This window comes from Microbacterium sp. K27 (assembly GCF_004794435.1).
GTDB lineage: Bacteria > Actinomycetota > Actinomycetes > Actinomycetales > Microbacteriaceae > Microbacterium > Microbacterium maritypicum_A.
Genome location: NZ_SSDK01000040.1, coordinates 1 through 23,989, shown reverse-complemented (window position 1 = coordinate 23,989; position 23,989 = coordinate 1). Strand labels below are relative to the sequence as shown.

Sequence of the window (23,989 nt, the reverse complement as noted above, 5' to 3'; positions counted from 1 at the left end):
GATCCCGCCTCCCGATCCGGCAGGCGGGAGACGACCAGAAGGAGCATCTCCAAGGAGGAGCGCATGACCACCCCGCAGACCGGCAACCAGAACCAAGAGCAGCAGTCCGCCCTCGAGCAGTTCGGCATCAACCTGACCGACCGCGCCCGCGAGGGCAAGCTCGACCCCGTGATCGGACGAGACAGCGAGATCCGTCGCGTCAGTCAGGTGCTCACCCGCCGCACGAAGAACAACCCCGTGCTGATCGGTGAGCCGGGCGTCGGCAAGACCGCCGTCGTCGAAGGACTCGCCCAGCGCATCGTCGCGGGCGATGTCGCCGAGTCCCTCAAGGACAAGGAGCTGGTCACCCTCGACATCTCCGCCCTCGTGGCCGGCGCCATGTACCGCGGGCAGTTCGAGGAGCGGCTGAAGCAGGTGCTCAAGGAGATCACCGAGTCCGACGGACAGGTCATCACGTTCATCGACGAGCTGCACGTGCTGATGGGTGCCGGCGGTGGCGAGGGGTCGGTCGCGGCCTCCAACATGCTCAAGCCCATGCTGGCCCGCGGTGAACTGCGCCTGATCGGCGCGACCACTCTCAACGAGTATCGCGAGTTCATCGAGAAGGACGCCGCACTCGAGCGCCGCTTCCAGCAGGTCTACGTCGGCGAGCCCTCGGTCGAGGACACGATCGCGATCCTCCGCGGACTCAAGGGCCGCTACGAGGCCCACCACGGGGTCACGATCTCCGACAGCGCCCTCGTCGCCGCCGCCGCACTCTCGAGCCGCTATCTTCCCGCGCGCCAGCTTCCCGACAAGGCGATCGACCTGATCGACGAGTCGATGTCGCGGCTGAAGATGGAGATCGACTCGTCTCCGGTCGAGATCGATCAGCTCAAGCGCCAGGTCGACCGCATGAAGCTCGAAGAGCTCGCGCTCAAGCGGGAGAAGGACGCCGCCTCCAAGGAGCGTCTGAGTGCCCTGCGCGAGCAACTCGTCGGCATGGAGAAGCAGCTCGCCGAGCTCGAGGCCCGGTGGGCGCGCGAGCGGCAGGGGCTGAACCGGGTCGGTGAGCTGAAGAAGCAGCTCGACGACGCGATCACCCAGCGTGACCTCGCCATGCGCAACGCCGACTACACGAAGGCCTCGAAGCTGGAGTACGAGACCATCAAGCGTCTGGAGCGCGACATCGCCGAGGCCGAGCAGGCCGAGGCCGCGACGCCGGCGGAACCCCGCATGGTCAACGAACAGGTCACCGACGAGGACATCGCCGCCGTGATCGCCGCGTGGACGGGTATCCCTGTCGGGCGTCTGCTGCAGGGCGAGAGCGAGAAGCTGCTGCACCTGGAGCAGGAGCTCGGCAAGCGCCTGATCGGTCAGAAGGACGCCGTGAAGGCCGTATCGGATGCCGTGCGCCGTTCGCGTGCGGGTATCAGCGACCCCGGTCGGCCGACCGGATCGTTCCTGTTCCTCGGCCCCACCGGTGTCGGAAAGACCGAGCTGGCCAAGGCGCTGGCCGAGTTCCTCTTCGACGACGAGCACGCCATGGTGCGCATCGACATGTCGGAGTACGGCGAGAAGCACTCGGTCTCGCGACTCGTCGGTGCCCCTCCCGGATACATCGGATACGAGCAGGGTGGTCAGCTGACCGAGGCTGTGCGACGCCGCCCGTACAGCGTGATCCTGCTCGACGAGGTCGAGAAGGCCCACCCCGAGGTGTTCGACGTGCTGCTGCAGGTGCTCGACGACGGTCGCCTGACCGACGGTCAGGGGCGCACGGTCGACTTCTCGAATGTGATCCTGATCCTCACGTCGAACCTGGGATCGCCGATCCTCATCGACCCGGTGCTCGCACCCGATGAGAAGCGCGATCAGGTCATGGCCCTCGTGCGGCAGGCATTCCGTCCGGAATTCCTGAACCGACTCGACGACATCGTGATGTTCTCGGCCCTGAGCGAGGACGACCTCGCCCAGATCGTGGAGCTCTCGGTCGACCAGCTGCACGACCGGCTGCGCGACCGTCGCCTCACACTCGCCGTCACCCCCGATGCGCGGGCCTGGCTCGCCGAGCGCGGGTACGACCCCATGTTCGGTGCGCGACCGCTGCGCCGCCTCATCCAGAGCGAGGTGCAGAACAAGCTCGCCACCGCGCTGCTCTCGGGCAACGTGCACGACGGCGACACCGTGCGGGTCGACGTGGCCGCCGACGGGGCGGGCCTCGTGCTCACCTCGACGACGCCCGACCCCGAGCCGGAGGAAGACGACGTGATCGAGGCCGAACTGCTCGAGGACTGAGCTGCTCGAGGACTGAGCTGCTCAAGGGCTGAGCTGAGACGCACAGCAGAGGGGCTCGTGGATGATCCACGGGCCCCTCTGCCCGTCTGATGCGCCCTGCTTCAGGGGTGCGGGCGAGACGCTGCCGCGAGCGCCCGACCGGTGAGGGAGTCGTCCTCGCCCGAGATCTCTGCCGGAGTGCCGGTGAAGATCAGCTGACCGCCATCGGAACCGGCACCCGGACCGATGTCGACGACGTGGTCGGCGCGGGCGACCACGCGCAGATTGTGCTCGACCACGACCAGCGTCGCCCCCTCGTCGAGCAGATCGTCGAAGAGGGCGTTGACGGTGTCGACGTCGGTCGGATGCAGTCCTGAGGTCGGCTCGTCGAGGATGATGCGGTCGGCGCGATCGCGTTGCGGCTCGCTGAGGTGCCGGGCCAGCAGCAGCCGTTGCTTCTCGCCGCCGGAGAGGGTGTCGAGCGAGCGTCCGACCGGGATGTAGCTCAGGCCGGTGCGCTGCACCCAGTCCAGCGCGTCGACCACGTCCGGGTGGTCGGAGAAGAGCGCGCTGACCTCGGACGGCGTCGACGCCAGCACGTCGGCGATCGAGGAGCCGTCGACCTGCACGCCGAGCGCGGTCTCATTGAAACGCAGCCCTCCGCAGGCATCGCACGGGAGGGAGACGTCGTCGAGGAATGCGAGCTCGGTCGTGATGTGTCCACGGCCGCGGCAGGTGGGGCACGCCCCACGGGAGTTGAAGCTGAACCAGGAGGCATCGAGCCCTGAAGCGTGCGCGAACACCTCGCGCACGGTATCGGCGATACGCAGCATGCTCAGCGTCGTCGACCGCGCTCCGCCCCGCAGCGGGTCCTGCCCGACGACCGTGAACTCCGGGTGCTGGCGCGGCAGCTCGGCGGTCGCAAAGGAGCTCTTGCCCGACCCCGCGACCCCCGTGACGGCGGTGAGCACGCCGAGCGGGATGTCGACGTCGAACCCGCGGAGGTTGTGCGCGCGCGCATTCCGCACGGTGACGCGGCCCGAGGGAGTCCGCGTCGTCGCACGGATCGTCAGCGGCTCGGCGAGCACACGCCCCGTGAGGGTGTCGGCGGCGCTGAGCGCTGCGGGGGTGCCCTCGAACTGCACGATGCCGCCGGCGGAGCCCGCCCCCGGCCCGAGGTCGACGACGTGATCGGCGACCGCGATCACCTGCGGATGATGCTCGACGACGAGGATGGTGTTGCCGGCGTCGCGCAGCCGCTGCAGCAGGGCGACCAGCCGCTGGATGTCGGCGGGGTGCAATCCGGTGCTGGGCTCGTCGAACACGTAGGTGACGTCGGTGAGGGCGCTGCCGAGGTGGCGCACGATCTTGACGCGCTGAGCCTCGCCGCCGGACAGCGTGGCCGATTCGCGGTCGAGTGTGAGATAGCCGAGGCCGACCGAGAGCAGGGCATCGAGCACGTGGCGGACACCGTCGACGGCCGGGGCGACGCGGGGATCGTCGAACTCGTCGAGCAGGGCATGCAGGTCGGACACGGGCATGCGCATCCAGTCCACGATCGAGCGTCCGTCGATCAGGCTCTCCCGCGCTGCCGCGTTCACCCGCGCACCGTGGCAGTCCGGGCATGTGTGATGTGTCACGAGCCGGTCGAGCTCCTCGCGCACCGAGGCCGACATCTTCACCGGGCGCTGCTTCAGGAACACATCGCGCATGCGCGTGATCACCCCGTCGAACCGGGCGCTCTGCGGGAACCGTGGATCGGGGTCGTCGAGCTTGAGCTTGTCGGCGTAGAGGAACTGGTCCATCTCCTCGGCCGTGTAGTCCTTGAGCGGCTTCTGGCGGTCGAACAGTCCGCAGTACGCGAAGCGCTTCCACCGGTACACCCCGGGGCGGAACAGGCTGAACCGGACCGGTCCCTCGTCGATGTTCTTCTCGGGGTCGATAAGCGCGTCGATGTCGATGTCGTACACCGTGCCGAGGCCTTCGCAGGTCGGGCACATGCCGGACGGGTCGTTGAACGAGTAGGCGGGGGAGTAGCCGGCGGAGGGCTCGCCGACGCGTGAGAACACCAGGCGCACCAGCGATGCCAGGTCGGTCGCGGTCGCCACGGTCGAGCGCGCGTTGCCCGTGAACCGGCGCTGGTCGATCAGGACCGTGAAGGTCAGCCCGTCCATGGCCTGGACGTCGGGTGCGGGCATCTGCGGCAGCCGGGCACGGATGAAGGTCGAATAGGAGTCGTTGACGAGTCGCTGCGCCTCGGCGGCGATCGTGTCGAGCACGAGGGACGACTTGCCCGAACCCGAGACGCCGGTGAAGACGGTCAGCAGCTTCTTGGGAACGTCGACGGAGACGTCGCGGAGATTGTTCGTCCGCGCGCCGGTGATGCGGAGGAGGTCCATCCGCACACGCTAACGGGGCCCCCGGACAATCCGGAGGCCCCGTCGGTGCAGAGGTGTCGAGAGCGCGGAGGTCAGGCGCTGAGGATGACCGTCTCGGCGATCGGGCGACGTACGCGCGGAGCGACCTCGCGCTCCTGCAGCACCTCGGGCAGAGCCTCGATGTCGCCGAACTCGCCGACGGCGAAGACCGTGAAGGGCACGAAGCGCTCCTCGAGGTCGGCGAACTCGCGGACGACCTCGGGATCGAAGCCGCTCATCTGGTGCACGACCAGGCCGTCGTGGTGGGCCTGCACCGAGAAGTGCGCGACCGCCTGGCCGAGGTCGTAGAGGGCATGCGTGATCGGGGTGCCGTCGGCCGTGGCCGTCTCGGCGATCGCGACGACGAGCACGGCCGCGTTGCCCGCCCAGGCCTGGTTGAAGCCCATCAGGGCGTCGACGACCTGCGCGTGCAGCGCGGTGCCGCGACGGGCGACGATGAAGCGCCAGGGCTGCGTGTTGTTGGCGGACGGCGTCCAGCGGGCGGCCTCGAGAGCGGTGGCGAGCTTGGCCTCGTCGATCGAGCTCTGCGCGTCGAAGGCGCGGGGGCTCCAGCGGCCGGCGAGGACGTCGAGGACGGGGTGCTCGGTCGGTGCGGTGCGGTCGATGACGGGAGTGCTCACAGAAGTGCCTTTCGGAAGGAGGGGATCGGACTCCTTCGTCCGGGTACACGGGTGCCAACAGATGCATGTGCATGCATATTCCCGGGGATTCCTCCGTGTCGGCGCCGGACGGCGTCCGGTCGGACAGGGAGGTCGTGCATTCAGACCGGGAGATTGTGCGACGCCGCGTCGGCCAGCGCACTGCGCACCGCGCGGATCGAGGGGGCATCGGCCGACACCCGCCGTGCCGAGGAGAAGATCTCGCGCCGCGGTTCGTGGGGGAGGGGTGCCAGATCGACGGTCGGGGTGTCGCCCGCCCAGACGAGCTCCGGCAGCAATCCGACCGCGAGCCCGGCATGGATCAGCCGCACGTGCGCGGTGAGGTCGGCGATCTCGAAGCGCACGTCGGGCTCGAACCCCGCGGTGCGGCAGAGCTGCTCGGCCCAGGCGCGGGAGGCGGTGCCGGCGGGTTCGAGCACCCAGGGCTCCTCGCGCGTCGACCAGAGCTCGGCGAGCGCATCCGCATGCCGTGGTGCTCCGGGCCGTCGGGCGAGCGCGATCGCATCGTGCGCGAGCATCACCCGGTCGAGGTCGGCGTGGATCGGTCGGGTGTGCCCCGGGTACTGCTCGGCGAGGATCAGGTCGAAGTCGCGGCTGGACACCCCGACCAGCCCGGTCTCCGGATCGCACTCGGTGACCTCGACGCGCAGGGCCGGATGTCGGTCCTTGAGAGCCTCGAGAGCCCGCGGGAGCAGGGAGTGCGCCGTCGACTGGAACACCGCGATGCCCACGGTCCCGGTCACCTCGGTGAGCGATTCGGCCACGGCGACCTCGGCGTGCTCGAGCTGATCGAGGATGCCGATGGCCTCCGCGACGAGCACGTTCCCCTGGGGCGTGAACTGCACTCCACGCCCCACGCGTCGCAGCAGCGGCACACCCACATCCCGCTCCAGGGCGCTCAGCTGCTGCGACACCGAGGCCTTGCTGTACGAGAGGGCGTCGGCCACTGCCGACAGCGTTCCGCGGCGCGAGAGCTCCACGAGCATCCGCAGTCTGTTGACGTCCAGCACAGTGGTCCCTTGCTCTGCGGATATTGTTCAGCTTGAATGAACAGAATCCACGCAAATCGGTTGATAGACGGAGCCTACCGAGCGGCAGGACAATGAACCAGCCCGCACACGAAAACCCGGTGTGCGCTCTCTTGGAAGGTCCCACCGATGCCTGTCGCCGCCGACACCACCACTCCCCGCACCGAAGACGTCGCCGCCCTGGTGAAGCGCTGGCTCGTCGAGAGCGAGACCCACCCCGTCGAGCCCGCCGCCCAGCGCCTGTCCGAGGTGCTCAAGGACCCGAACGGACTCGCGTTCACGGTCGGCTTCGTCGACGGCGTGATGCGTCCGGAAGACCTGCGCGTCGCCGGCCGCAAGCTCGCCGAGCTGAGCGACATCACCCCGTCGCTGCTGCCCGGCTACCTGCGCGCCGCGATCAAGACGGGCGGCTTCTGGGCGCCGAAGCTCCCCGGCGTGGTCGTGCCGATCTCGCGTCGCGTGCTGCGCGCCATGGTCGGGCACCTCGTGCTCGACGCCACGCCCTCCAAGCTCGGCCCCGCGATCGCGAAGCTGCGCAAGAGTGGCAACCGGCTCAACCTCAACCTGCTCGGCGAGGCCGTGCTCGGCGAGCGCGAAGCGGGACACCGCTTGCAGGGCACCCGCGACTTCCTCGCCCGCGACGACGTCGACTACGTGTCGATCAAGGTCTCCAGCGTCGTGAGCCAGCTGTCGATGTGGTCGTTCGACGAGGCCGTGGCCGATGTCGTCGAGAAGCTGACCCCGCTCTACGAGCTCGCCGCGAAGGCCGAGGCGAAGGGCAAGGCCAAGTTCATCAACCTCGACATGGAGGAGTACCGCGACCTCGACCTGACGATCGCGGCCTTCACGAGCATCCTCGACCAGCCGGGGCTCGAGAACCTCGAAGCCGGCATCGTGCTGCAGGCTTACCTGCCCGACGCCCTCGGTGCCATGCAGCACCTGCAGGAGTGGGCCGCCGCCCGCCGTGCCAAGGGCGGAGCGCCGATCAAGGTGCGCGTCGTCAAGGGCGCGAACCTGGCGATGGAAGAGGTCGACGCGGCGATCCACGGCTGGCCGCTCGCCACCTACGGCACCAAGCAGGACTCCGACACCAACTACAAGCGGGTGCTCGACTGGGCCATGACCCCGGAGCGACTGGACGCCGTGCGCATCGGCATCGCCGGCCACAACCTGTTCGACATCGCCTACACCTGGCTGCTCGCCCAGGCGCGTGGGGTCGCCGACCCGTCCGGCGCCGATCCGCTCGTCGAGTACGAGATGCTGCTGGGCATGGCGACCGGGCAGGCCGAGGCCGTCCGCAAGGACGTCGGCCGCCTGCTGCTGTACACGCCGGTCGTGAACCCGGCCGAGTTCGACGTCGCGATCGCGTACCTGGTGCGCCGCCTCGAAGAGAACGCCAGCCCCGAGAACTTCATGTCGGCCGTGTTCGAGCTGGCCTCGAACCCGACGCTGCTCACCCGCGAGCGGGAGCGCTTCGAGCGCTCGCTGGCCGCGCTCGCGACCGATGAGGCGGGATTCGTCCCCGGTCCCCACCGCGTGCAGGACCGTACGGTTCTGGATTCCGACGCCGAGGCGCCCTCCGGAACCACCACCGGCTTCGAGAACCAGGCCGACACCGATCCGGCCATCGCCGCGAACCGCGCATGGGGCCGCGAGATCCTGAGCCGCTCGGTGGGCTCGACGCTCGGCCTCGACACCATCGCGATCGCCAAGGTCGAGACGGATGCCGAGCTCGACGGCATCTTCTCCGCAGCGACCGCCGCCGCCGAGAAGTGGGCAGCGCTCCCTGCCGCCGATCGCGCCGCCGTGCTGCATCGCGCGGGAGACGAGCTCGCCGCGCGCCGTGGTCAGCTCATCGAGATCATGGCCCACGAGGCGGGCAAGACCATCGCCGAGGCCGACCCCGAGATCAGCGAGGCCATCGACTTCGCGCACTACTACGCCGAGCGCGCGAAGGACCTCGAGACCGTCTCTGGCGCCGACTTCGTGCCGTCGAAGGTCACCGTGGTGACGCCGCCGTGGAACTTCCCCGTCGCCATCCCCGCGGGTGGGGTGCTCGCGGGTCTGGCCTCGGGTTCGGCCGTCATCATCAAACCCGCGAAGCTCACGCAGCGCTGCGGCGCGGTGATGGTCGAGGCGCTGTGGGCCGCCGGTGTGCCGCGCGACCTGCTCGCGCTCGTCGACCTCGCTTCGCGCGACCTCGGTACGCGCCTCGTGGCCGGTCCTGCGGTGGATCGCGTGATCCTCACGGGGGCGTACGAGACCGCGCAGCTGTTCCGCTCGTTCCGCGCCGACCTGCCGCTGCTCGCCGAGACCAGCGGCAAGAACGCGATCATCGTGACGCCCTCGGCAGACCTCGACCTGGCGGCCGCCGACGTGGCTCGCAGCGCGTTCGGCCACGCGGGGCAGAAGTGCTCCGCAGCGTCGCTGGCGATCCTCGTCGGATCCGTCGCCGACTCGAAGCGGTTCGAGCGTCAGCTGGTGGATGCCGTGACCTCGATGCGCGTCGGCCTGCCCGATGACCCCGCCACCCAGATGGGCCCGATCATCGAGCCGGCGAGCGGCAAGCTGCTCACCGCGCTCACGAAGCTCGAGAAGGGCGAGCGCTGGCTGGTCGAGCCGCGCAAGCTCGACGACGAGGGAAAGCAGTGGACGCCCGGTGTGAAGACCGGCGTGCGCGAGGGCTCGTACTTCCACCTCACCGAGTTCTTCGGGCCGGTGCTCGGCATCATGCACGCGAAGGACCTGGACGAGGCGCTGCGCCTGCAGAACGCTGTCGACTACGGCCTGACCGCCGGCATCCACTCGCTCGACTCCGACGAGGTCGCCACCTGGCTCGACCGTGTCGAGGCGGGCAACCTGTACGTGAACCGCGGCATCACCGGTGCGATCGTGCAGCGTCAGCCGTTCGGTGGCTGGAAGCGCTCGGCCGTCGGAGCGGGCGCCAAGGCCGGAGGCCCGAACTACCTCTTCGGTCTCGGCGAGTGGACCCCGGCCGAGCTTCCGGCCGCCGCCCCGAGCGCGGCCGTCGTGCCCGCGGTCGGCGCACTGCTGGACGCGACGGCCTCCGAGGTCGACACGGCCGAGGCCGAGTGGCTGCACCGCGCCGCCGCATCCGACGAGCGCGCCTGGGTCGACGAGTTCGGCGCGGTGAGCGACAAGTCCGGGCTCGGGGTCGAGCGCAACCTCTTCCGCTACCGTCCGGTCGCGGTCGACGTGCGCATCAGCGAGAGCGCGCCGCTGGTCGACGGTGTCCGCGTGCTCGCGGCCGCCCTGCGCAGCGGCAGCCCGTTCACGGTGTCGGCACCGGCCCTGCCCGCACGCATCGAGAAGGCGTTGCGTGCGCACGGTGTGACCGTGAAGCACGAGTCGGACGCGGCGTGGACCAAGCGCTACGCCAAGGCGGCGAACTCGTGGCACCGCGTACGGCTGGTCGGCGGCGACGCCGCGGCCCTGCATGAGGCGCTCGACGGAAGCCCCGATGTGGCGGTCTGGTCGCACGCCGTGACCGGTGCCGGCCGAGTGGAGATGCTGCCGTTCCTGCACGAGCAGGCCGTATCGATCACGAACCACCGCTTCGGCAACCCGACCACCCTCGCCGACGGCGTGATCTGACCCGGGCTCGCTCCCGGAAGCGAAAACGGAGACGATCGATGCGGCCGTCCGCGTGTCATGTGCCGACACGCGGACGACGAGCATGATCGTCTCCGTTTTCGCACCCTTGCGCGGGCGGGCGGGTTGCTGGGTACGCAGCCTCAGCCGCGCAGCGCCTCGGCGAGCTTGACCCGGGAGCCCATGCGCAGCAGCGAGTTCTCGTAGATCTTGGCGCCGATGACGATGGCCGCGACGCAGCTGAGGAGCAGGATCACCAGGCTCAGCAGCGGCTCCCACCACTGGGCCTCGCCGACGAACAGGCGCATCGGCATGCCGACAGGCGCCGAGAACGGCACGTACGACATGATCGTCAGCACCAGCGGGTTGTCGTTGAAGACGATGACCAGGATGTACGGGGCCATGATCAGCATCGTGATCGGGGTGGTCGTCGAACCGATGTCCTCCTGGCGGGAGACCATCGAGGCCGCAGCCGCGAACATCGCCGCCAGCAGGATGAAGCCGAACAGGAAGAACACCGCGAACCAGATGATCGGCGCCCCGAGGGTCGTGAGCACCTCGCGCTGACCTGTGACGATCAACCCGATCGTGGCCACGGCCGCCAGGGCGAGGATCTGCCCCATCGCCAGCACCGTGTTGCCGATCACCTTGCCCGCGAGCAGTGTGCGCGCCGGGATGGCCGACAGCAGCACCTCGACCACGCGGGTCTGCTTCTCCTCGACGACGCTCTGCGCGATCGTGCCGCCGAACGTCGCCGCTGCCATCATGAACACCAGACCGAAGGCGATCGCGATGAAGTACCGCAGCAGCGGGTTGGTGGTCGCCGGTTCCAGGATCACTTCCTCGGGAGTGATCGACAGGGCCGAGACGAGCGAGCCCGGCGCCTCCTGGAGCGCGACGATCGTGTAGCCCGAGGGGCCATCACCCGGGAGCACCGCAGCGTCGACCTTGTCGTCGCGCACGAGCTGTTCGGCTGCAGCCTGGTCGGCGACCGTGGTGACCTCGACGTTCGGGATGGCGGAGACCGCGGAGGCGGTCTCCGCGGTCGCTGCGACCGGCATCGCATCGGTGTTCTTGCTCGCGAAACCACCGAGGATGATACCGGCGAGCGCGAGCACCAGCAGGATGCCGGTCGAGATCAGGAACGCCTTGCTGCGCAGCTTCGATCCGATCTCGCGCTCGGCGACGAGCCAGATGCCGTTCGAGGCGCGGACGGGGGTGGGGGCGCTCACTGGATGACCTCCTTGAAGATCTGGGCGAGGGACGGATGCTTGGGGGCGAAGCTGGCGACGTCGCCACGCTGCACGGCCGACTGCAGCACGCGCTGCGCCGTTTCGGGGCCGTCCGCGTCGAACAGCGCGTACCCGCCCTCGAAGTCGACGACCGTGACACCGGGCTCGGTGCGCAGCCATCCGGCGTCGCCGGCCGAGACGAGCTCGTACCGGTCACGGGCGTGCTCGGCGCGCAGCGTGTCTCGGGAACCGGCCGCGCGGATCGTGCCGCCCGCGAGGATCACGAGGTCGTCGCACAGGCGCTCGACAACGTCGAGCTGGTGGGAGGAGAACAAGATGGATGCGCCCTTGGCGGCACTGGCCTGCAGGACTCCCGCGACCACGTCGACCGCGAGCGGGTCGAGGCCCGAGAACGGCTCGTCGAGGATCAGCACCTCGGGGTCGTGCACGAGCGACGCGGCGATCTGCGCGCGCTGCTGGTTGCCGAGCGAGAGCGACTCGATGGTGTCGTTCAGCCGCTCGCCGAGCCCGAGCTCCGTGAGCAGGGCGGTCGCGCGCTCCGTGGCCTCCTGCTTGCCGAAGCCGTGCAGGCGGGCGAGGTAGACGATCTGCTCGAGCACCTTCATCTTCGGGTACAGGCCGCGCTCCTCGGGCATGTAGCCGAAGCGGCGGCGGTCGGCGGTCGTCAGCGGAGCGCCGTCCAGGTCGACACGGCCGCCGTCCGACGACAGCAGCCCCAGCACGATCCGCATGGTGGTGGTCTTGCCGGCGCCGTTGCCGCCGACGAAGCCCGTCAGCCGCCCCGGGGCGACCGAGAAGGACACGTCATCGAGCACGCGCCGAGAGCCGTAGCTCTTGGTGATGCCGGAGAGTTCGAGCATTCCTGTGGTCATGCCTTCACGTTACGGAGCGCGCCCGACTGCGGCATCCCCCGCACGGCGGACTCTGCGGGATCACCCGTGCGGGGGAGGGTGCACGGGATCTCGCCGAGTGCACGGGATCTCGCCGAATGCACGGGATGGAGACGCGGACAAGTCGTGCACTCGACGAGAAGCGGTGCACTCGCGGTGAGGGGTGGGGAGGAGTATCAGGGGCGGGGGGTGTGGAGCACCGTGCGGACGAGGAGTCCGGCGAGGAGGGCCCAGAACGCGGCGCTGACCCCGAGCACGGCGATCCCGGATGCGGCCACCAGGAAGGTCACCACGGCGGGGATCCGTTCGCCCGGTTCGTCGATCGCCTGCTGCACCGATGAGCCGAACGCGGCGAACAGCGCCAGACCGGCGACGGCCGGGATCACGGCCGTCGGCGCGAGCACCACCAGAGCGGCGAAGGCGGCCGAGAAGACCGCGAGGACGAGGTATGACGCCCCGGTCGAGACCCCGGCGACCCACCGCCTCTTCGGGTCGGGGTCGGCGTCCGGCGAGGCGGCGAGTGCGGCGCTGATGGCGGCGAGGTTGATGGCGTGCCCGCCCGCCGTCGCTCCCAGTGCCGTGCCGACCCCGGTGACCAGCATGGCGGGACGCCACGGCACCTCGTACCCGAAGCTGCGCATGATCGCGACGCCCGGCACGTTCTGCGACGCCATCGTCACGATGAAGAGCGGCAGTGCGAGGCCGACGAGCGCGCCGACCGTGAACGTCGGCGCGGTGAATTCGAGGCGCGGCAGGAGCAGGGCGGGGTCGAAGGGTGTGCCTTCGCCGATCGCAGAGACGCCGACGAGCGAGACCGCGACCACGACGGCGGCGGCGACGAACGCCAGTGGCACCGCCCAGCGCGGTGCGAGGCGTGCGAACAGCAGCCACGTGAGCACGACCGGCGCCACGCCCCAGGGGTTCGCGACGATCCCGGTGATCGGGGCCAGGCACAGGGGCAGCAGCACGCCGGCGAGCATCGCCTGCGCGATCGACGGAGGGATGCGGGCGATCAGCGCGCCGAGGGCCGGCCACAGCGCGGTGAGCAGGATGAGTGCGGCGGTCACCAGGAACGCGCCGACCGCTGCCGGCCATCCACCCTCGACGGTGCCCGTGGCGACGAGCAGGGCGGCTCCCGGAGTCGACCAGGCGACCGTGATCGGCATGCGATACCGCCATGCGAGCACCACGCAGGCCAGACCCATCGTGAGGCTGGCCGCGAGAAGCCCGCTCGCCGCCTGCGCCGCGTTCGCCCCGACCGCGTCGAGCCCGGTCAGCACCACCGCGAACGAGCTGGTGAATCCGACGAGTGCCGTCACCACCCCCGCCAGGATCGGGCGGGACAGGGGTGCGGCTTCGGGCATGGCTCCGAGGGTATCGCGGAGACGGAGGGGCGCCGCGGATCAGGGGGTGCCGCGCTAGGCGAGACCCTAGGCGAGACCCATGCGGTGCGCGAGCACGACCGCCTGCACGCGATCGCGGGCGCCCAGCTTCTGGAGGATGCGCGAGACGTGTGTCTTCACAGTCGCCTCGCCGATGAACAGGGCCTGCGCGATCTCGGCGTTGCTCCGGGCATCGGCGAGCAGCGTCAGCACTTCGGCCTCGCGCTCGGTGAGGGGCTCGGCGAGCGTGACGTTCGACACGCCGCTGTTCGTGGTCGCGGCCGCCGCCGGAGCAGGCGTCGCGGCGAAACGTGCCAGCACGCGGCGGGTCACCTCAGGGGCGAGCATGCCGTCACCGGCGGCGAGCGCCCGGACGGCCGAGATCAGATCCTCCGCGCCGGCGTTCTTGAGCAGGAATCCACCGGCCCCGGCATCCAGAGCACGGTACAGGTAGTCGTCGCGATCGAAGGTCGTCACGATCGCGATGGCCGCGTCGACCTCCGGGTCGGCGACGATACGTCCGGTCGCCTCGATACCGTCCATGTCGGGCATCTGCACGTCCATCATGATGACGTCGGGATGGAGGGCAGATGCCTTGGCGACGGCCTCAGCACCCGATGATGCCTCGCCGACCACGGTGATGTCGGGCTGGGTGTCGAGGATCGTGCGGAAGCCGGCGCGCAGCAGGGCATGGTCGTCGACGAGCAGGACACGGATCGGATCGTTCATCGGTTCCTGCTCGATTCGCTCGCGACGGGAAAGGGCACGCGGGCGCGCACGCGCAGGCCGCCGAACGGCCGGGGGATCACCTCGAGCGTGCCTCCGGAGGCCGCGGCGCGTTCCCGCATCCCGAGCTGGCCGAGCCCGGGCCGAAGCTGGGCGACCGGGCGCCCCGTGTTCACGATCTCGATCTCGACGCCGTCGTCGTCGTAGCGCACGCGCACGTCGGCTGTCGCGTCGGGGCCGGCGTGACGGCGGGCGTTCGTGAGGGACTCCTGCGCTATGCGGTACAGGTTCACGGCGACGAGCGAAGGGACGGGCGCGGGGTCGCCGATGACCGTGTACGCGGTCGGCAGTCCCGCCTCGGTCGAGGCGTCGACGAGTTCGGCGATGTCGTCGAGGACGAGGGTGGAGGCGGCATCGGTGGTCTCCCCGCCGGGGGCCCGCAGAGTCTCCAGCAGCTGGCGCAGCTCGTGGATGGCGTCGCGTGCCGATCCCTCGATCCCGGTGAGGATGCGCGCGGACTCCGCGGGATCCCGTTCCAGCACCAGGCGGGCGGCTCCCGCCTGCACGCCCATGACCGACACGTGGTGGGCGACGACGTCGTGCAGCTCGCGCGCGATGCGCACCCGGTCGAGGGCGACGGCCTGAGCAGCGGTGACCTCCCGCTCGCGCTCCAGCTCGGCCGTGCGCTGCTCGAGAACCGCCAGTTGGCTGGCCGCAGCCCAGGAGCGCTCGCCGAAGTAGTACGCCCCACCGAAGTAGAGCACGTTCAGCAGCAGCTGGATGAGCATGAAGGCGACGTACGGCGACATGGCCCCGGCGATCACATCCGCCTTGTCGGCTTCGTTGATCGCATCGCGGTACATCGTGATCAGCAGCCACACGAACATGCTCACGATGATCCCGACGCGCACGATGATCGCGCGCCGGCGGTTGTTCATCCAGGCGCCTGCCGTGTAGATGGCGATGAACATCGCGATGTTGCCGACATAGATCTCAGGGATCCGGATCGTCACCGCGGTGAAGTAGGCGGCGACCACGATGACGGCGACCGTGCCGGGCCAGCGGCGGCGGACGGCCAGGGGAGCAGTGACGACCGCCGCGTACACGAGGGCCGTCCACAGCGGCGCCTGCTCATCGCCGTACATCTCGGCGATCGAGGAGAGTGCAGCGCTCAACACGGCCCCGACGAACATGACGGCGGCGAGCAGGATGTCGCTGCGCCGCTCGCGCTCAGTCGGCGTGCGGAGGAACGGGGCTGCGGGCATCCCTCCACCGTAGGGCGGGGCTCGTTCGGGGCGCATCCCCCGCGTGGGGGATCGTCGCGTTACTTGCTATTGACAAGCGTGGTTGTTTTTTGCAAGCTAGTCCGAAAGGGCTCACCGACCGATGGGCTCGCATCTCCGGAGGAGTCATCATGACCAAGGTGTTCGTCAACCTGCCCACCAGCGACCTCGACCGTGCCAAGGCGTTCTACACCGCACTCGGCTGCGAGATCAGCCCCCAGTTCACCGATGAGAACGCCGCATGCATCGTGTGGAGTGAGGACATCTACTTCATGGTGCTCAAGCGCGAGTTCTTCGCCACGTTCACCGACAAGCCGATCGCCGACCCGAATGAGGTCGTGCAGGTCTCCGTGGCCTTCAGTCAGGACTCGCGTGACGAGGTCGACGCGATTCTCGAGAAGGGTCTGGCCGCCGGCGGCACCGAGCCCAAGCCCGTGCAGGACTACGGCTTCATGTACTCGCGCGACCTCGACGACCCGGACGGCAACTCGCTCGGCTTCCTGTACATGACGCCCGAGGCCGTCGAGAACGGCCCGGACCACGTGGGCGACACCGCCGCGTCGGTCTGACATGGCGGCGCGCAGCTACGGCCAGTACTGCGGCGTGACGACGGCCGTCGAGCTGATCGGCGAGCGCTGGGCGCTGCTCATCGTCCGCGATCTGCTCGTCGGGCCGCGTCGGTACACCGACCTCAAGCAGGGCCTGCCGCGCATCCCCACCAACATCCTGTCCACCCGGTTGAAGGAGTTGCAGGAGGGTGGGGTCGTGCGACGGGTGCCGCTGCTGAACTGCGGCCTGGTGTACGAGCTCACCCCTTACGGCCGCTCGTTCGAGCCGATCATGCTCGCGCTCGGACGCTGGGGTTTCCAGGCGATGGGGGATCCCGCAGAGGGTGACGTCGTCACGCCCGACTCGCTCACGATGGCCTTGCGCACGGCATTCCAGGAGGAATCCGCCGTGGATGCCGAGTACGAGCTGCATGTCGGCGACGTCGCCCTCCGTGCATCCGTGCACGACGGCGAGCTCCGCGTCGCGCAGATCGCGCCGCCGGCGCCGCCGGTCGGCGGACGTCTTCCCGACGGCGCTCCGGACGCGGTGATCGTCGCCGGGCCCGGCATCCGTCGCCTCATCGGCGGCGATGTCACCCCGGCGGAGGCCCTCGCGCAGGACATCGTCGCGGTCGTCCGGGGCGACGAATCGCTGCTGGACTCGTTCGCCGACACCTTCCGCATCGCACGACTGACAATAGGGAGCACGACATGAACAGCCAATATCCCGATGAACAACAGGCATCCGGCCGCATCCTGATCGATCTCTTCACCTCTCTCGACGGCGTCGCCCAGGGCCCCGGCGGCACCGACGAGGACACCTCCGGCGGCTTCCGCTTCAGCGGCTGGCAGGCCGGGTATCCCTCCTCCGGGGTCGGTCCCGAGATCGAGAAGGGCATGCGCGGGCTCGACGCGCTGCTGCTCGGGCGCCGCACCTACGACATCTTCGCCTCGTACTGGCCGGAGCACACCGAGGGGGAGTCGGGCGCCATCGGCACGCTCTTCAACCGGGTGCCGAAGTACGTGGCGACGCGGAATGCCGAACTCGCACTCGACTGGCAGGGCAGCACGCGCGTCGGTGCCGATCTGGCTGCCGAGGTGGCCTCGATGCGGGCGGCCCACCGCGAGGTGCACGTGATCGGCAGCATCGATTTCGTGCACACGCTGCTCGCCGAGGGTCTCTTCGACGAGCTGAATCTCTGGGTGTATCCGCTGCTGCTCGGCGCGGGCAAGAAGGTGTTCGACGACGACGCGATGCCGAGCGTGCTGCGGTTGCTGGATCCGCCGATCACCGACGAGGCGGGTGTGACCCTGCTCCGGTACGGGCGCACCGATCGGGTGCCGGAGGTCGGGACGTTCGAGTGATCACGAGGGGGTAACTCCCGTGTATCGACTATTCCCTTCCTATGTGCTGATCCTCTAGGTTCGAGAGGAAAGCTGCCGGCGATCGGCGGATGAATCGAGACTGTACGCGACGGTGGGATCACCGAGCGAACGGACTCCCTCGCAAGGTGAGAAGAATGACGCGACGACGCGGGATGCTGCGGGCTGTGCTGGGCGGAATGGCGGCGATCGCGATCGCCCTGGGAGGTGCGACAGCCGTCGTGGCGGCGGAAGATCCCGCGCCAACGGGTTCGATGTCCGGGACGGTGACGGCCGACGTCGGAGGAGCGGCGCTGGCGGGCATCCAGGTCTCCGCACAGCGAGATGGCGCGCTCGGCCGGTCCGACGCCGTCACCGATGCGACTGGCGGATATACGCTCACCGGCCTGGCCGACGGCACCTACCTGGTCCGCTTCTCTGCGCCGGACCGCAGCTTCGCCACGGAGTACTGGAACAACGCCAGCGACTCACTCGGCGCGCAGCGCGTCACGGTGACGAACGGGTCTGCGGCGACGGGCATCGACGCCGCGCTCGCCCCCGCGCCCTCGGCGTCTATCACCGGAACGGTCACCCGCGAGGACGACGGGACACCGGTTTCGGGCATCGCCGTCTCGGTGACCGGCCCCGGCACGGCCTGGGCATCGGGCTTCACCGATGCGTCCGGCACTTACACTCTCAACGCCCTCCCCGCCGGCTCGTACATCGTGAGGTTCCAGCCGGAGGGAACCGATCTGAAGCGCGAGTATTGGCAGAACGCCTTCGACTACTCCCAGGCGACCCCTGTCGTCCTCGCCGAGGGAGAAGCTGTCTCCGGCATCGATGCCTCCCTCGTGGCCGGGGGCGCGATCGCCGGCGTCGTCACGCGCGCCGATGACGGCGCGCCTCTCGCAAACGTCACGGTGAACGCGCTCGATGCGAACGGAGAGATCGTCGCCTTCGCGCGCACCAACCCTGCCGGCGCGTACGTTGTCGGCGGACTTCCTGCCGGTTCGTATCGCGTGCAGTTCGGCGCGCCCGCTCCCGGACTCGTCACGGAGTACTGGGAGAACGCGTACAGCTTCAACGCTGCGAAGGTCGTCGCCGTCGGTGAACTGCAGACGACCGCCGGGGTGAACGCGGCTCTTGACTCGGTCGGGTACATCAGCGGTTCGGTGACCAAGAGCGCAGACGGCTCTCGTGCACTCACCGCTATCACCGTCACCGATGTGGAGGACAGCAGTCACGCATACTTCCTCGGCGTCGCGAACGACGGCACCTATCAGGTGGCCGTCGCGCCTGGCACCTATCGCGTGCACTTCGCGCCGTATGAGCCCGGTCTGCGAGCCGAGTACTGGGCCGACGCCTACACGGCGGGGACCGCGAACCCTGTCACGGTGACGTCCGGTGCGAACGTCGTCGGAATCGACGCGGAACTCGACGCGGCTGCCCTCGTGACCGGCACGGTCTCTCTCGACAGCAGTGAGGGGAGAGAGGTCATCGTCGAGGCCTGGTCCGGAAACGAGATCGTCGGCACGACCTTCGCTGATCTTCAGACCGGCGCGTATTCGCTCGCCCTTCCTGAAGGGTCGTTCATCCTGAAGGCCTCGGCCAACTTCTACAACGACAGCACAACGACCGCGCAGCCTCAGTTCTACGACGGCGTCGCCACGGCGGCGCAGGCGACTCCCGTCGTCGTGACCGAGGGCGCTCCCGTGTCGGGGATCGACTTCACCCTCGTCGCGGTCGCGAATCCTGAGCCGCAGCCGGGGCCCGCCCTCGCGCTCGGCGCAGGATCGATCCGCGCCGGGAATGACATCACCATCTCGGGCACGGGGTTCACGCCGGGAGCGACGATCGCATTCGAGCTGCACTCCGACCCGATCGCGCTCGGGACGCTGACTGCCGACGCGGACGGTGCACTTCAGGGCACGTTGCGTATTCCTGCGAACGTACCGGCCGGTGCGCACACCTTGGTGGCGCTGTCAGGCACGACGGTGATCTCCCGCACGGCGCTGACCGTCACCGCGGCAGCGGGGACGGGTGGTCAGGCCGGAGGAGCCGCGGCGGCACCGGGCGCAGGGCTGGCCACCACCGGTCTCGAGGCTCCGATCGCGATCGTGGTGATCGGCGTCGTCCTGGCCATGATGGGTGGGCTGCTCGTGCGGCGTCGCCGCGTCGAGAGCTGAGACTCAGCCGGGAACCGTCTCGATCACCGGTGATCCGAGAGCGGCACCACCGGCACTCGGACAGCGTGGAGGCGCGATGATTCGCGGGACGGGGCATTCCTTGTGAACGAGCAACGTGTGTCTGAATGGGTAGCACAAAGCGTGGCGAGGATCGACCCGGCGACACGTCTGTTCGTGGTCGACCACCTGGACGAGATCCTCGGCGAGACCCCCGATGGTGGGTTCGATATCCAAGCGAGCCTTGAGGTGTTGTCGTCGTGCGACCGGAGGCTGCCGTCGGGAATGGAAGCACGTCTCGCTCTTCCCTGGGGAGACAGCGTCACGCTGGAAACGGAGCTGCCGTCGCTGGACAGGGTTCCGGTTCTGGACCCGTACGAGCCGCCGTCCCTCTATGTCTTCTCCCGTGAATACTGGGCCATGCCGAACGACCGAGAAGAGCATCGGTGCCCGTATGACGGAAACCCGTGGGGAGATGCCTACGCGGTCGAGTATGTGTGCGGTCGTTCGCCTCGAGAGCGAGATCTCGATTGGGAGTTCACGAGAACGGTCTGGGTGCGCCCGAGAGAAACACACTGAGCCTCGAGATCGAGAAGTGATCCGTCGCCATGGATCTCGGCGGCCAGGCTCAGGCACGGACCCGAGGCGATGACCAGTCGGGCAACATCGCGTCAGTCGAGCAGCCGCTCGATCACTCGTGCCACACCGTCGTCGTCGTTCGAGGTGGTCGTCTCGTCGGCTGCGTCCTTCACCAGAGGTTCGGCGTCGGCCATCGCGACCCCGTGACCTGCCCAGCGGAGCATCTCGACGTCGTTGAGCGCATCGCCGAAGGCCACCACGTCGGCGCGGTCGATGCCGAGGTGGTCGCAGAGCCGGGCGAGGCCCGTCGCCTTGGTGACACCCTCCGCCATGACCTCGACGAAGGGGGCGCCGGAGAGTGTCGCCTCGAAGCCGGTGAGTCCGAGTGCGCGCACCGCGTCGAACAGCGCGTCGGGCGCGAGCTCGGGGTGCCGGATCACGAATTTCAGACTCGGCGCTGACAGTACCTGATCCAGCGGCACGCCGCCCATGGTCGCAGGGTCGCGTTTGTGGTCGGCGAGAGCGGCGATCGCGGCGTAGCCGTCTTGTGCCACGAACGTCTCGCCGGCGTCGCGCACGCTTGCGAACAGCAGGCCGGGGATGCTCGCGCGCAGAGCCTCGGCCAGCGTGCGGATCGTGTCAGCGGGAAGCTCTTCGGCGAACAGCATCCGCCCGTCGTCGAGGCGCACCGCGTAGGCGCCGTTGCTGCACAGCGCCCACCCGTCGAACCCGGCGTCGGCCGCGATCGCACGCAGACCGATCGGCTGGCGGGCTGTGACCGGGACGACGTGGATCCCACGGGCGCGGGCGGCGTCGAGAGCCGAGCGGGTGCGCGGGGTGACGGACGACGTCGAATCGAGAAGCGTGCCGTCGAGATCGGTGGCGATCAGACGCACACTCACGGGATCGGCATTCAGGAGAAGATCATCGGCATGTCGTCGTCGTCATCGGCGCCGCCGGTTCCGAGCCGTCGGCTGTCGAGATCGACGACCACAGGGACGTGATCGCTGGGCTGCTCGCCCTTGCGCTCGTCGCGGTGGATGGACGCGCCCTGCACGGCCTCGGCCAGCGTGCGCGAGCCGAGCACGAAGTCGATGCGCACGCCCTCGTTGCGCGGGAACTTCAGGCGCTGATAGTCCCAATAAGTGAAGCCTTCGGGGATCAGCGGGCGCACGACGTCGGTCACCCCGGCATCCTGGAACGCGAAGAACGCGTCGCGCTCCTGCGGAGAGACGTGGGTGGACCGGCCGATCACGATGTCGGGATCGCCGTTGTCGACGTCGAACGGGATGATGTTGAAGTCGCCGACCAGTGCCAGCGGCAGATCGGGGTTCGCCGACAGCTCGGCGGCCGTCGACTTCTTCAGCTGCTCCAACCAATGCAGCTTGTAGAGATAGTGCGGGTCTTCGAGGGAGCGGCCGTTGGGCACGTACAGGCTCCACACCCGAACCCCGTCGACCATCACGCCGAGCGCGCGGGCCTCGAGCGGAGCATCGGGCCCCTCATGCCCCTTGGCGAAGCCGGGCATCCCATCGAACGACGTGCGCACATCGGTGATCGGCAGGCGGCTCGCGATCGCGACACCGTTCCACTGATTCAGCCCGTGCACCTCGACGTGGTATCCGGCCTCTTCGAACGGCCCGTAGGGGAACTGCTCGGGCTTGCACTTGATCTCCTGCATCGCCAGCACGTCGATGTCTTCGCGGACGGCGAATTCGACGGTGCGGGTGACACGGGTGCGGATGGAGTTGACGTTCCAGGTGGCCAAGCGCATGCCTCCAGCCTAGTTGCGAGATCCGACACACGAGCCCGCGCTGGGTCCGTCGCCCGCGACCTGTATGGCGGTCACCTGCATGACCGCCGGACGGATGCATGAGCCGCAAGGCCGGGAGTTCATGCATCCGGTCAAGCCTCATGCCTCCGCGCAGTGCGTCCCAGGCTTCTACACTGGATGCCGTGACCGCACTCGACGCAGACCGCCAGACACTCCTCGACCTCATCAAGGACGAGGCGGTGTTCCATGGCGACTTCACCCTCTCCAGCGGCAAGAAGGCGACGTACTACGTCGACATGCGCAAGCTCACGCTGGACCACCGTGCCGCTCCCGCGATCGGCCGCATCATGCTCGACCTGATCGGCGACCTCGATGTCGTGGCCGTCGGCGGGCTCACACTCGGCGCCGACCCGATCGCCAACTCGGTGCTGCACGCCTCGGTCGCCGCCGGCACTCCGCTCGACGCGTTCGTCGTGCGCAAGGAGCCAAAGGACCACGGCCGCGGCCGCCAGATCGAAGGCGCCGATGTCAAGGGCAAGCGCGTCGTCGTGCTCGAAGACACTTCGACCACCGGGCAGTCGGCGCTCAAGGCCGTCGAAGCCCTGCGCAAGGAAGGCGCCGAGATCGTCGCCGTCGCCGTGATCGTCGACCGCAAGACCGGTGCGCAGGCGGCGATCGAAGCCGAGGGCCTCGAGTGGCGCGCGGCCTTCGACCTCGACGACCTCGGACTCGACCCGCAGTGACCCGCTACGCCCTGGCCGTCGACATCGGCGGCACCAAGATGGAGGCTGCGCTCGTCGCGGAGGACGGCGTGCTCGTCGAGGGCAGCCGGAGCCGGCAGGCGACCGGTCGCGAAGCGACACTCGCGTCGCTCGACGCCTCGGTGGTCGCGATCGTCGAACATGCTCTCGCGGCTCTGCCCTCGGACGGTGAGCTCGTCGGAGCGGGAGTCGGCAGCGCTGGCCCGATCGACCGCACCGCCGGCGCGATCATGCCCGTGAACATGCCTCTGGCGCGTGGTTTCAGGCTCGAGGAGTCGGTCCGTGCGGCGGCATCCACGGTCATGGGGAGCGACGTGCGCACCGTGCTCGGTCACGACGGCGGTGCGCTCGCGCTCGCCGAGTCGTGGCTCGGGGCCACGCAGGGAGCTGGTGCCTCGCTGTCGATCGTCGTCTCGACGGGGGTCGGTGGGGGATTCGTTGCGAACGGCGCATATATTCCCGGCGCGACCGGCAATGCCGGCCACCTCGGTCAGGTGCGCCGCGAGGGCGGTCTGACGCTCGAGGAGATCGCCTCGGGGCCGGCGAGCGCAGCCTGGGCGCAGAAGCAGGGCTGGGCAGGTGCGACCGGCGAGGACCTCGCGCGGGACGCCGCCGCCGGAGACCCCATCGCGCGGGCGGCGATCGAACGTTCCGCACGCGAGGTGGGGGAGGCGCTCGCCGATGCCGCCACACTCGTCGACCTCGATGTCGTCGCCATCGGCGGCGGCTTCTCTCGGGTGTCCTCTGACTACATCGACCTCGTGCGGCAGGCTCTGACCGGCAGCGCGGCGCACGAGTACTCGCGCCGTACACGGGTCGTGCGCTCCGGGTTGGGTGACGAGGGCCCGCTCATCGGTGCCGCCGCCCTCGTGCTGCGCTAGGCAGGCCTGTCGGCACGCGCTGATCAGCCGCGCGCCGCGAGCAGGTGTCGCGGTGGTCCTTCGAGGCGGGCGACGGAGATCTTGAGGTCGGTGACGTCGGTGGCGACCGCGTCGATGCGCGCGCTGAGCTTCTCGTCGACGGCGTCGATGCGGCCGGTCAGCTTCTGTTCCACCGTGTCGAAGCGATCATCGATGCGGCGGATCATCCAGGCGCCGGCGGCGAAGAGGCTGGTGCCGAGGGTGAGCACGATGCCGATGGCGCTGAGGATGATCGTGAGGGTCTCGGTGGTCACGGTCTCAGCCTCTTCTCGTGGTGAGCAGATGTCGTGGGGGTCCTTCGAGGCGGGCGACGGAGATCTTGAGGTCGGTGACGTCGG

At 69.1% G+C, this 23,989-nt stretch carries 20 protein-coding genes; 9 read left to right on the top strand and 11 right to left on the bottom strand.

The genetic code is table 11. The features are described 5' to 3' along the window. The first annotated feature begins 63 nt into the window (after nucleotides 1-63). Entirely contained in the window at nucleotides 64-2,274 is a 2,211-nt protein-coding gene (locus tag DW307_RS09890) for an ATP-dependent Clp protease ATP-binding subunit (RefSeq protein WP_021201732.1), read from the top strand. Nucleotides 2,275-2,375: 101 nt separating this feature from the next. Here the strand turns inward: DW307_RS09890 and DW307_RS09885 are convergent, their stop codons facing one another. The 3 genes from DW307_RS09885 to DW307_RS09875 form a co-directional block, all read right to left on the bottom strand. Continuing rightward, on the bottom strand, nucleotides 2,376-4,652 hold the full coding sequence (locus DW307_RS09885) for an ATP-binding cassette domain-containing protein (RefSeq protein WP_136024627.1): 2,277 nt from the start codon (nucleotides 4,650-4,652) through the stop codon (nucleotides 2,376-2,378). Nucleotides 4,653-4,723: 71 nt separating this feature from the next. After that, nucleotides 4,724-5,311: a nitroreductase family protein gene (locus DW307_RS09880; protein WP_021201734.1), complete on the bottom strand. Its 588-nt coding sequence runs from the start codon at nucleotides 5,309-5,311 to the stop codon at nucleotides 4,724-4,726. Nucleotides 5,312-5,451: 140 nt separating this feature from the next. Further along, complete coding sequence (locus tag DW307_RS09875) at nucleotides 5,452-6,360, bottom strand: LysR family transcriptional regulator (protein WP_021201735.1); 909 nt, start codon at nucleotides 6,358-6,360, stop codon at nucleotides 5,452-5,454. Nucleotides 6,361-6,507: 147 nt separating this feature from the next. Here DW307_RS09875 and DW307_RS09870 point away from each other — a divergent pair, with 147 nt between their 5' ends. Further along, a complete protein-coding gene (locus tag DW307_RS09870; RefSeq protein WP_029264746.1) occupies nucleotides 6,508-9,993 on the top strand; it encodes a proline dehydrogenase family protein in 3,486 nt (1,161 codons plus the stop codon). A gap of 140 nt (nucleotides 9,994-10,133) precedes the next feature. Here the strand turns inward: DW307_RS09870 and DW307_RS09865 are convergent, their stop codons facing one another. The 5 genes from DW307_RS09865 to DW307_RS09845 form a co-directional block, all read right to left on the bottom strand. Further along, nucleotides 10,134-11,222 (bottom strand): ABC transporter permease, encoded by a 1,089-nt coding sequence (locus tag DW307_RS09865; RefSeq protein WP_029264745.1) that lies wholly within the window; start codon nucleotides 11,220-11,222, stop codon nucleotides 10,134-10,136. Continuing rightward, on the bottom strand, nucleotides 11,219-12,103 hold the full coding sequence (locus tag DW307_RS09860) for an ABC transporter ATP-binding protein (RefSeq protein ID WP_029259314.1): 885 nt from the start codon (nucleotides 12,101-12,103) through the stop codon (nucleotides 11,219-11,221). Before DW307_RS09860 ends, DW307_RS09865 begins: the two co-directional genes overlap by 4 nt. Nucleotides 12,104-12,309: 206 nt before the next feature. Next, nucleotides 12,310-13,497 carry a benzoate/H(+) symporter BenE family transporter gene (locus DW307_RS09855; RefSeq protein ID WP_136024626.1) on the bottom strand — a complete coding sequence of 396 codons (1,188 nt, stop codon included), beginning with the start codon at nucleotides 13,495-13,497 and terminating at the stop codon, nucleotides 12,310-12,312. Nucleotides 13,498-13,563: 66 nt separating this feature from the next. Further along, the gene (locus tag DW307_RS09850; RefSeq protein ID WP_029259312.1) at nucleotides 13,564-14,244 is read right to left on the bottom strand and encodes a response regulator; all 681 of its coding nucleotides are present in this window, start codon (nucleotides 14,242-14,244) and stop codon (nucleotides 13,564-13,566) included. After that, nucleotides 14,241-15,506 carry a sensor histidine kinase gene (locus DW307_RS09845; protein WP_021198208.1) on the bottom strand — a complete coding sequence of 422 codons (1,266 nt, stop codon included), beginning with the start codon at nucleotides 15,504-15,506 and terminating at the stop codon, nucleotides 14,241-14,243. The genes DW307_RS09850 and DW307_RS09845 overlap by 4 nt, the downstream gene beginning before the upstream one ends. 149 nt (nucleotides 15,507-15,655) lie before the next feature. Here DW307_RS09845 and DW307_RS09840 point away from each other — a divergent pair, with 149 nt between their 5' ends. The 5 genes from DW307_RS09840 (at nucleotide 15,656) to DW307_RS09820 (ending at nucleotide 20,196) form a co-directional block, all read left to right on the top strand. Then, on the top strand, nucleotides 15,656-16,093 hold the full coding sequence (locus DW307_RS09840; RefSeq protein WP_021198209.1) for a VOC family protein: 438 nt from the start codon (nucleotides 15,656-15,658) through the stop codon (nucleotides 16,091-16,093). A gap of 1 nt (nucleotide 16,094) precedes the next feature. Further along, the gene (locus DW307_RS09835; RefSeq protein WP_136024625.1) at nucleotides 16,095-16,787 is read left to right on the top strand and encodes a winged helix-turn-helix transcriptional regulator; all 693 of its coding nucleotides are present in this window, start codon (nucleotides 16,095-16,097) and stop codon (nucleotides 16,785-16,787) included. Continuing rightward, nucleotides 16,784-17,437 carry a dihydrofolate reductase family protein gene (locus tag DW307_RS09830; RefSeq protein WP_136024624.1) on the top strand — a complete coding sequence of 218 codons (654 nt, stop codon included), beginning with the start codon at nucleotides 16,784-16,786 and terminating at the stop codon, nucleotides 17,435-17,437. Before DW307_RS09835 ends, DW307_RS09830 begins: the two co-directional genes overlap by 4 nt. A 155-nt stretch (nucleotides 17,438-17,592) precedes the next feature. Beyond that, nucleotides 17,593-19,620: an MSCRAMM family protein gene (locus DW307_RS09825; RefSeq protein WP_168441016.1), complete on the top strand. Its 2,028-nt coding sequence runs from the start codon at nucleotides 17,593-17,595 to the stop codon at nucleotides 19,618-19,620. Nucleotides 19,621-19,737: 117 nt separating this feature from the next. Then, nucleotides 19,738-20,196: a hypothetical protein gene (locus DW307_RS09820; protein ID WP_136024622.1), complete on the top strand. Its 459-nt coding sequence runs from the start codon at nucleotides 19,738-19,740 to the stop codon at nucleotides 20,194-20,196. A gap of 92 nt (nucleotides 20,197-20,288) precedes the next feature. Here the strand turns inward: DW307_RS09820 and DW307_RS09815 are convergent, their stop codons facing one another. Further along, a complete protein-coding gene (locus DW307_RS09815) occupies nucleotides 20,289-21,098 on the bottom strand; it encodes a Cof-type HAD-IIB family hydrolase (RefSeq protein ID WP_029264738.1) in 810 nt (269 codons plus the stop codon). An 11-nt stretch (nucleotides 21,099-21,109) separates the two neighbouring features. Beyond that, complete coding sequence (locus DW307_RS09810) at nucleotides 21,110-21,970, bottom strand: exodeoxyribonuclease III (protein WP_029259639.1); 861 nt, start codon at nucleotides 21,968-21,970, stop codon at nucleotides 21,110-21,112. A 182-nt stretch (nucleotides 21,971-22,152) separates the two neighbouring features. On the opposite strand from DW307_RS09810, the gene pyrE reads away from it, so the two are divergent. After that, on the top strand, nucleotides 22,153-22,713 hold the full coding sequence (gene pyrE, locus DW307_RS09805) for an orotate phosphoribosyltransferase (RefSeq protein WP_021198216.1): 561 nt from the start codon (nucleotides 22,153-22,155) through the stop codon (nucleotides 22,711-22,713). After that, entirely contained in the window at nucleotides 22,710-23,612 is a 903-nt protein-coding gene (locus DW307_RS09800) for an ROK family protein (RefSeq protein ID WP_136024621.1), read from the top strand. Before pyrE ends, DW307_RS09800 begins: the two co-directional genes overlap by 4 nt. Nucleotides 23,613-23,635: 23 nt before the next feature. On the opposite strand, the gene DW307_RS09795 is transcribed toward DW307_RS09800, so the two are convergent. Further along, complete coding sequence (locus DW307_RS09795) at nucleotides 23,636-23,905, bottom strand: hypothetical protein (RefSeq protein WP_136024620.1); 270 nt, start codon at nucleotides 23,903-23,905, stop codon at nucleotides 23,636-23,638. Between the last annotated feature and the right edge of the window lie 84 nt (nucleotides 23,906-23,989).

What these genes read in the sequence shown, in the direction of transcription:
- DW307_RS09830 (WP_136024624.1), top strand. Translation starts at nt 16,784, where the DNA reads ATGAACAGCCAATATCCCGATGAACAACAGGCATCCGGCCGCATCCTG.
- DW307_RS09810 (WP_029259639.1), bottom strand. Translation starts at nt 21,970, where the DNA reads ATGCGCTTGGCCACCTGGAACGTCAACTCCATCCGCACCCGTGTCACC.
- DW307_RS09835 (WP_136024625.1), top strand. Translation starts at nt 16,095, where the DNA reads ATGGCGGCGCGCAGCTACGGCCAGTACTGCGGCGTGACGACGGCCGTC.
- DW307_RS09890 (WP_021201732.1), top strand. Translation starts at nt 64, where the DNA reads ATGACCACCCCGCAGACCGGCAACCAGAACCAAGAGCAGCAGTCCGCC.
- DW307_RS09825 (WP_168441016.1), top strand. Translation starts at nt 17,593, where the DNA reads ATGACGCGACGACGCGGGATGCTGCGGGCTGTGCTGGGCGGAATGGCG.
- DW307_RS09885 (WP_136024627.1), bottom strand. Translation starts at nt 4,652, where the DNA reads ATGGACCTCCTCCGCATCACCGGCGCGCGGACGAACAATCTCCGCGAC.
- DW307_RS09870 (WP_029264746.1), top strand. Translation starts at nt 6,508, where the DNA reads ATGCCTGTCGCCGCCGACACCACCACTCCCCGCACCGAAGACGTCGCC.
- DW307_RS09840 (WP_021198209.1), top strand. Translation starts at nt 15,656, where the DNA reads ATGACCAAGGTGTTCGTCAACCTGCCCACCAGCGACCTCGACCGTGCC.
- DW307_RS09860 (WP_029259314.1), bottom strand. Translation starts at nt 12,103, where the DNA reads ATGCTCGAACTCTCCGGCATCACCAAGAGCTACGGCTCTCGGCGCGTG.
- DW307_RS09850 (WP_029259312.1), bottom strand. Translation starts at nt 14,244, where the DNA reads ATGAACGATCCGATCCGTGTCCTGCTCGTCGACGACCATGCCCTGCTG.
- DW307_RS09845 (WP_021198208.1), bottom strand. Translation starts at nt 15,506, where the DNA reads ATGCCCGCAGCCCCGTTCCTCCGCACGCCGACTGAGCGCGAGCGGCGC.
- DW307_RS09855 (WP_136024626.1), bottom strand. Translation starts at nt 13,497, where the DNA reads ATGCCCGAAGCCGCACCCCTGTCCCGCCCGATCCTGGCGGGGGTGGTG.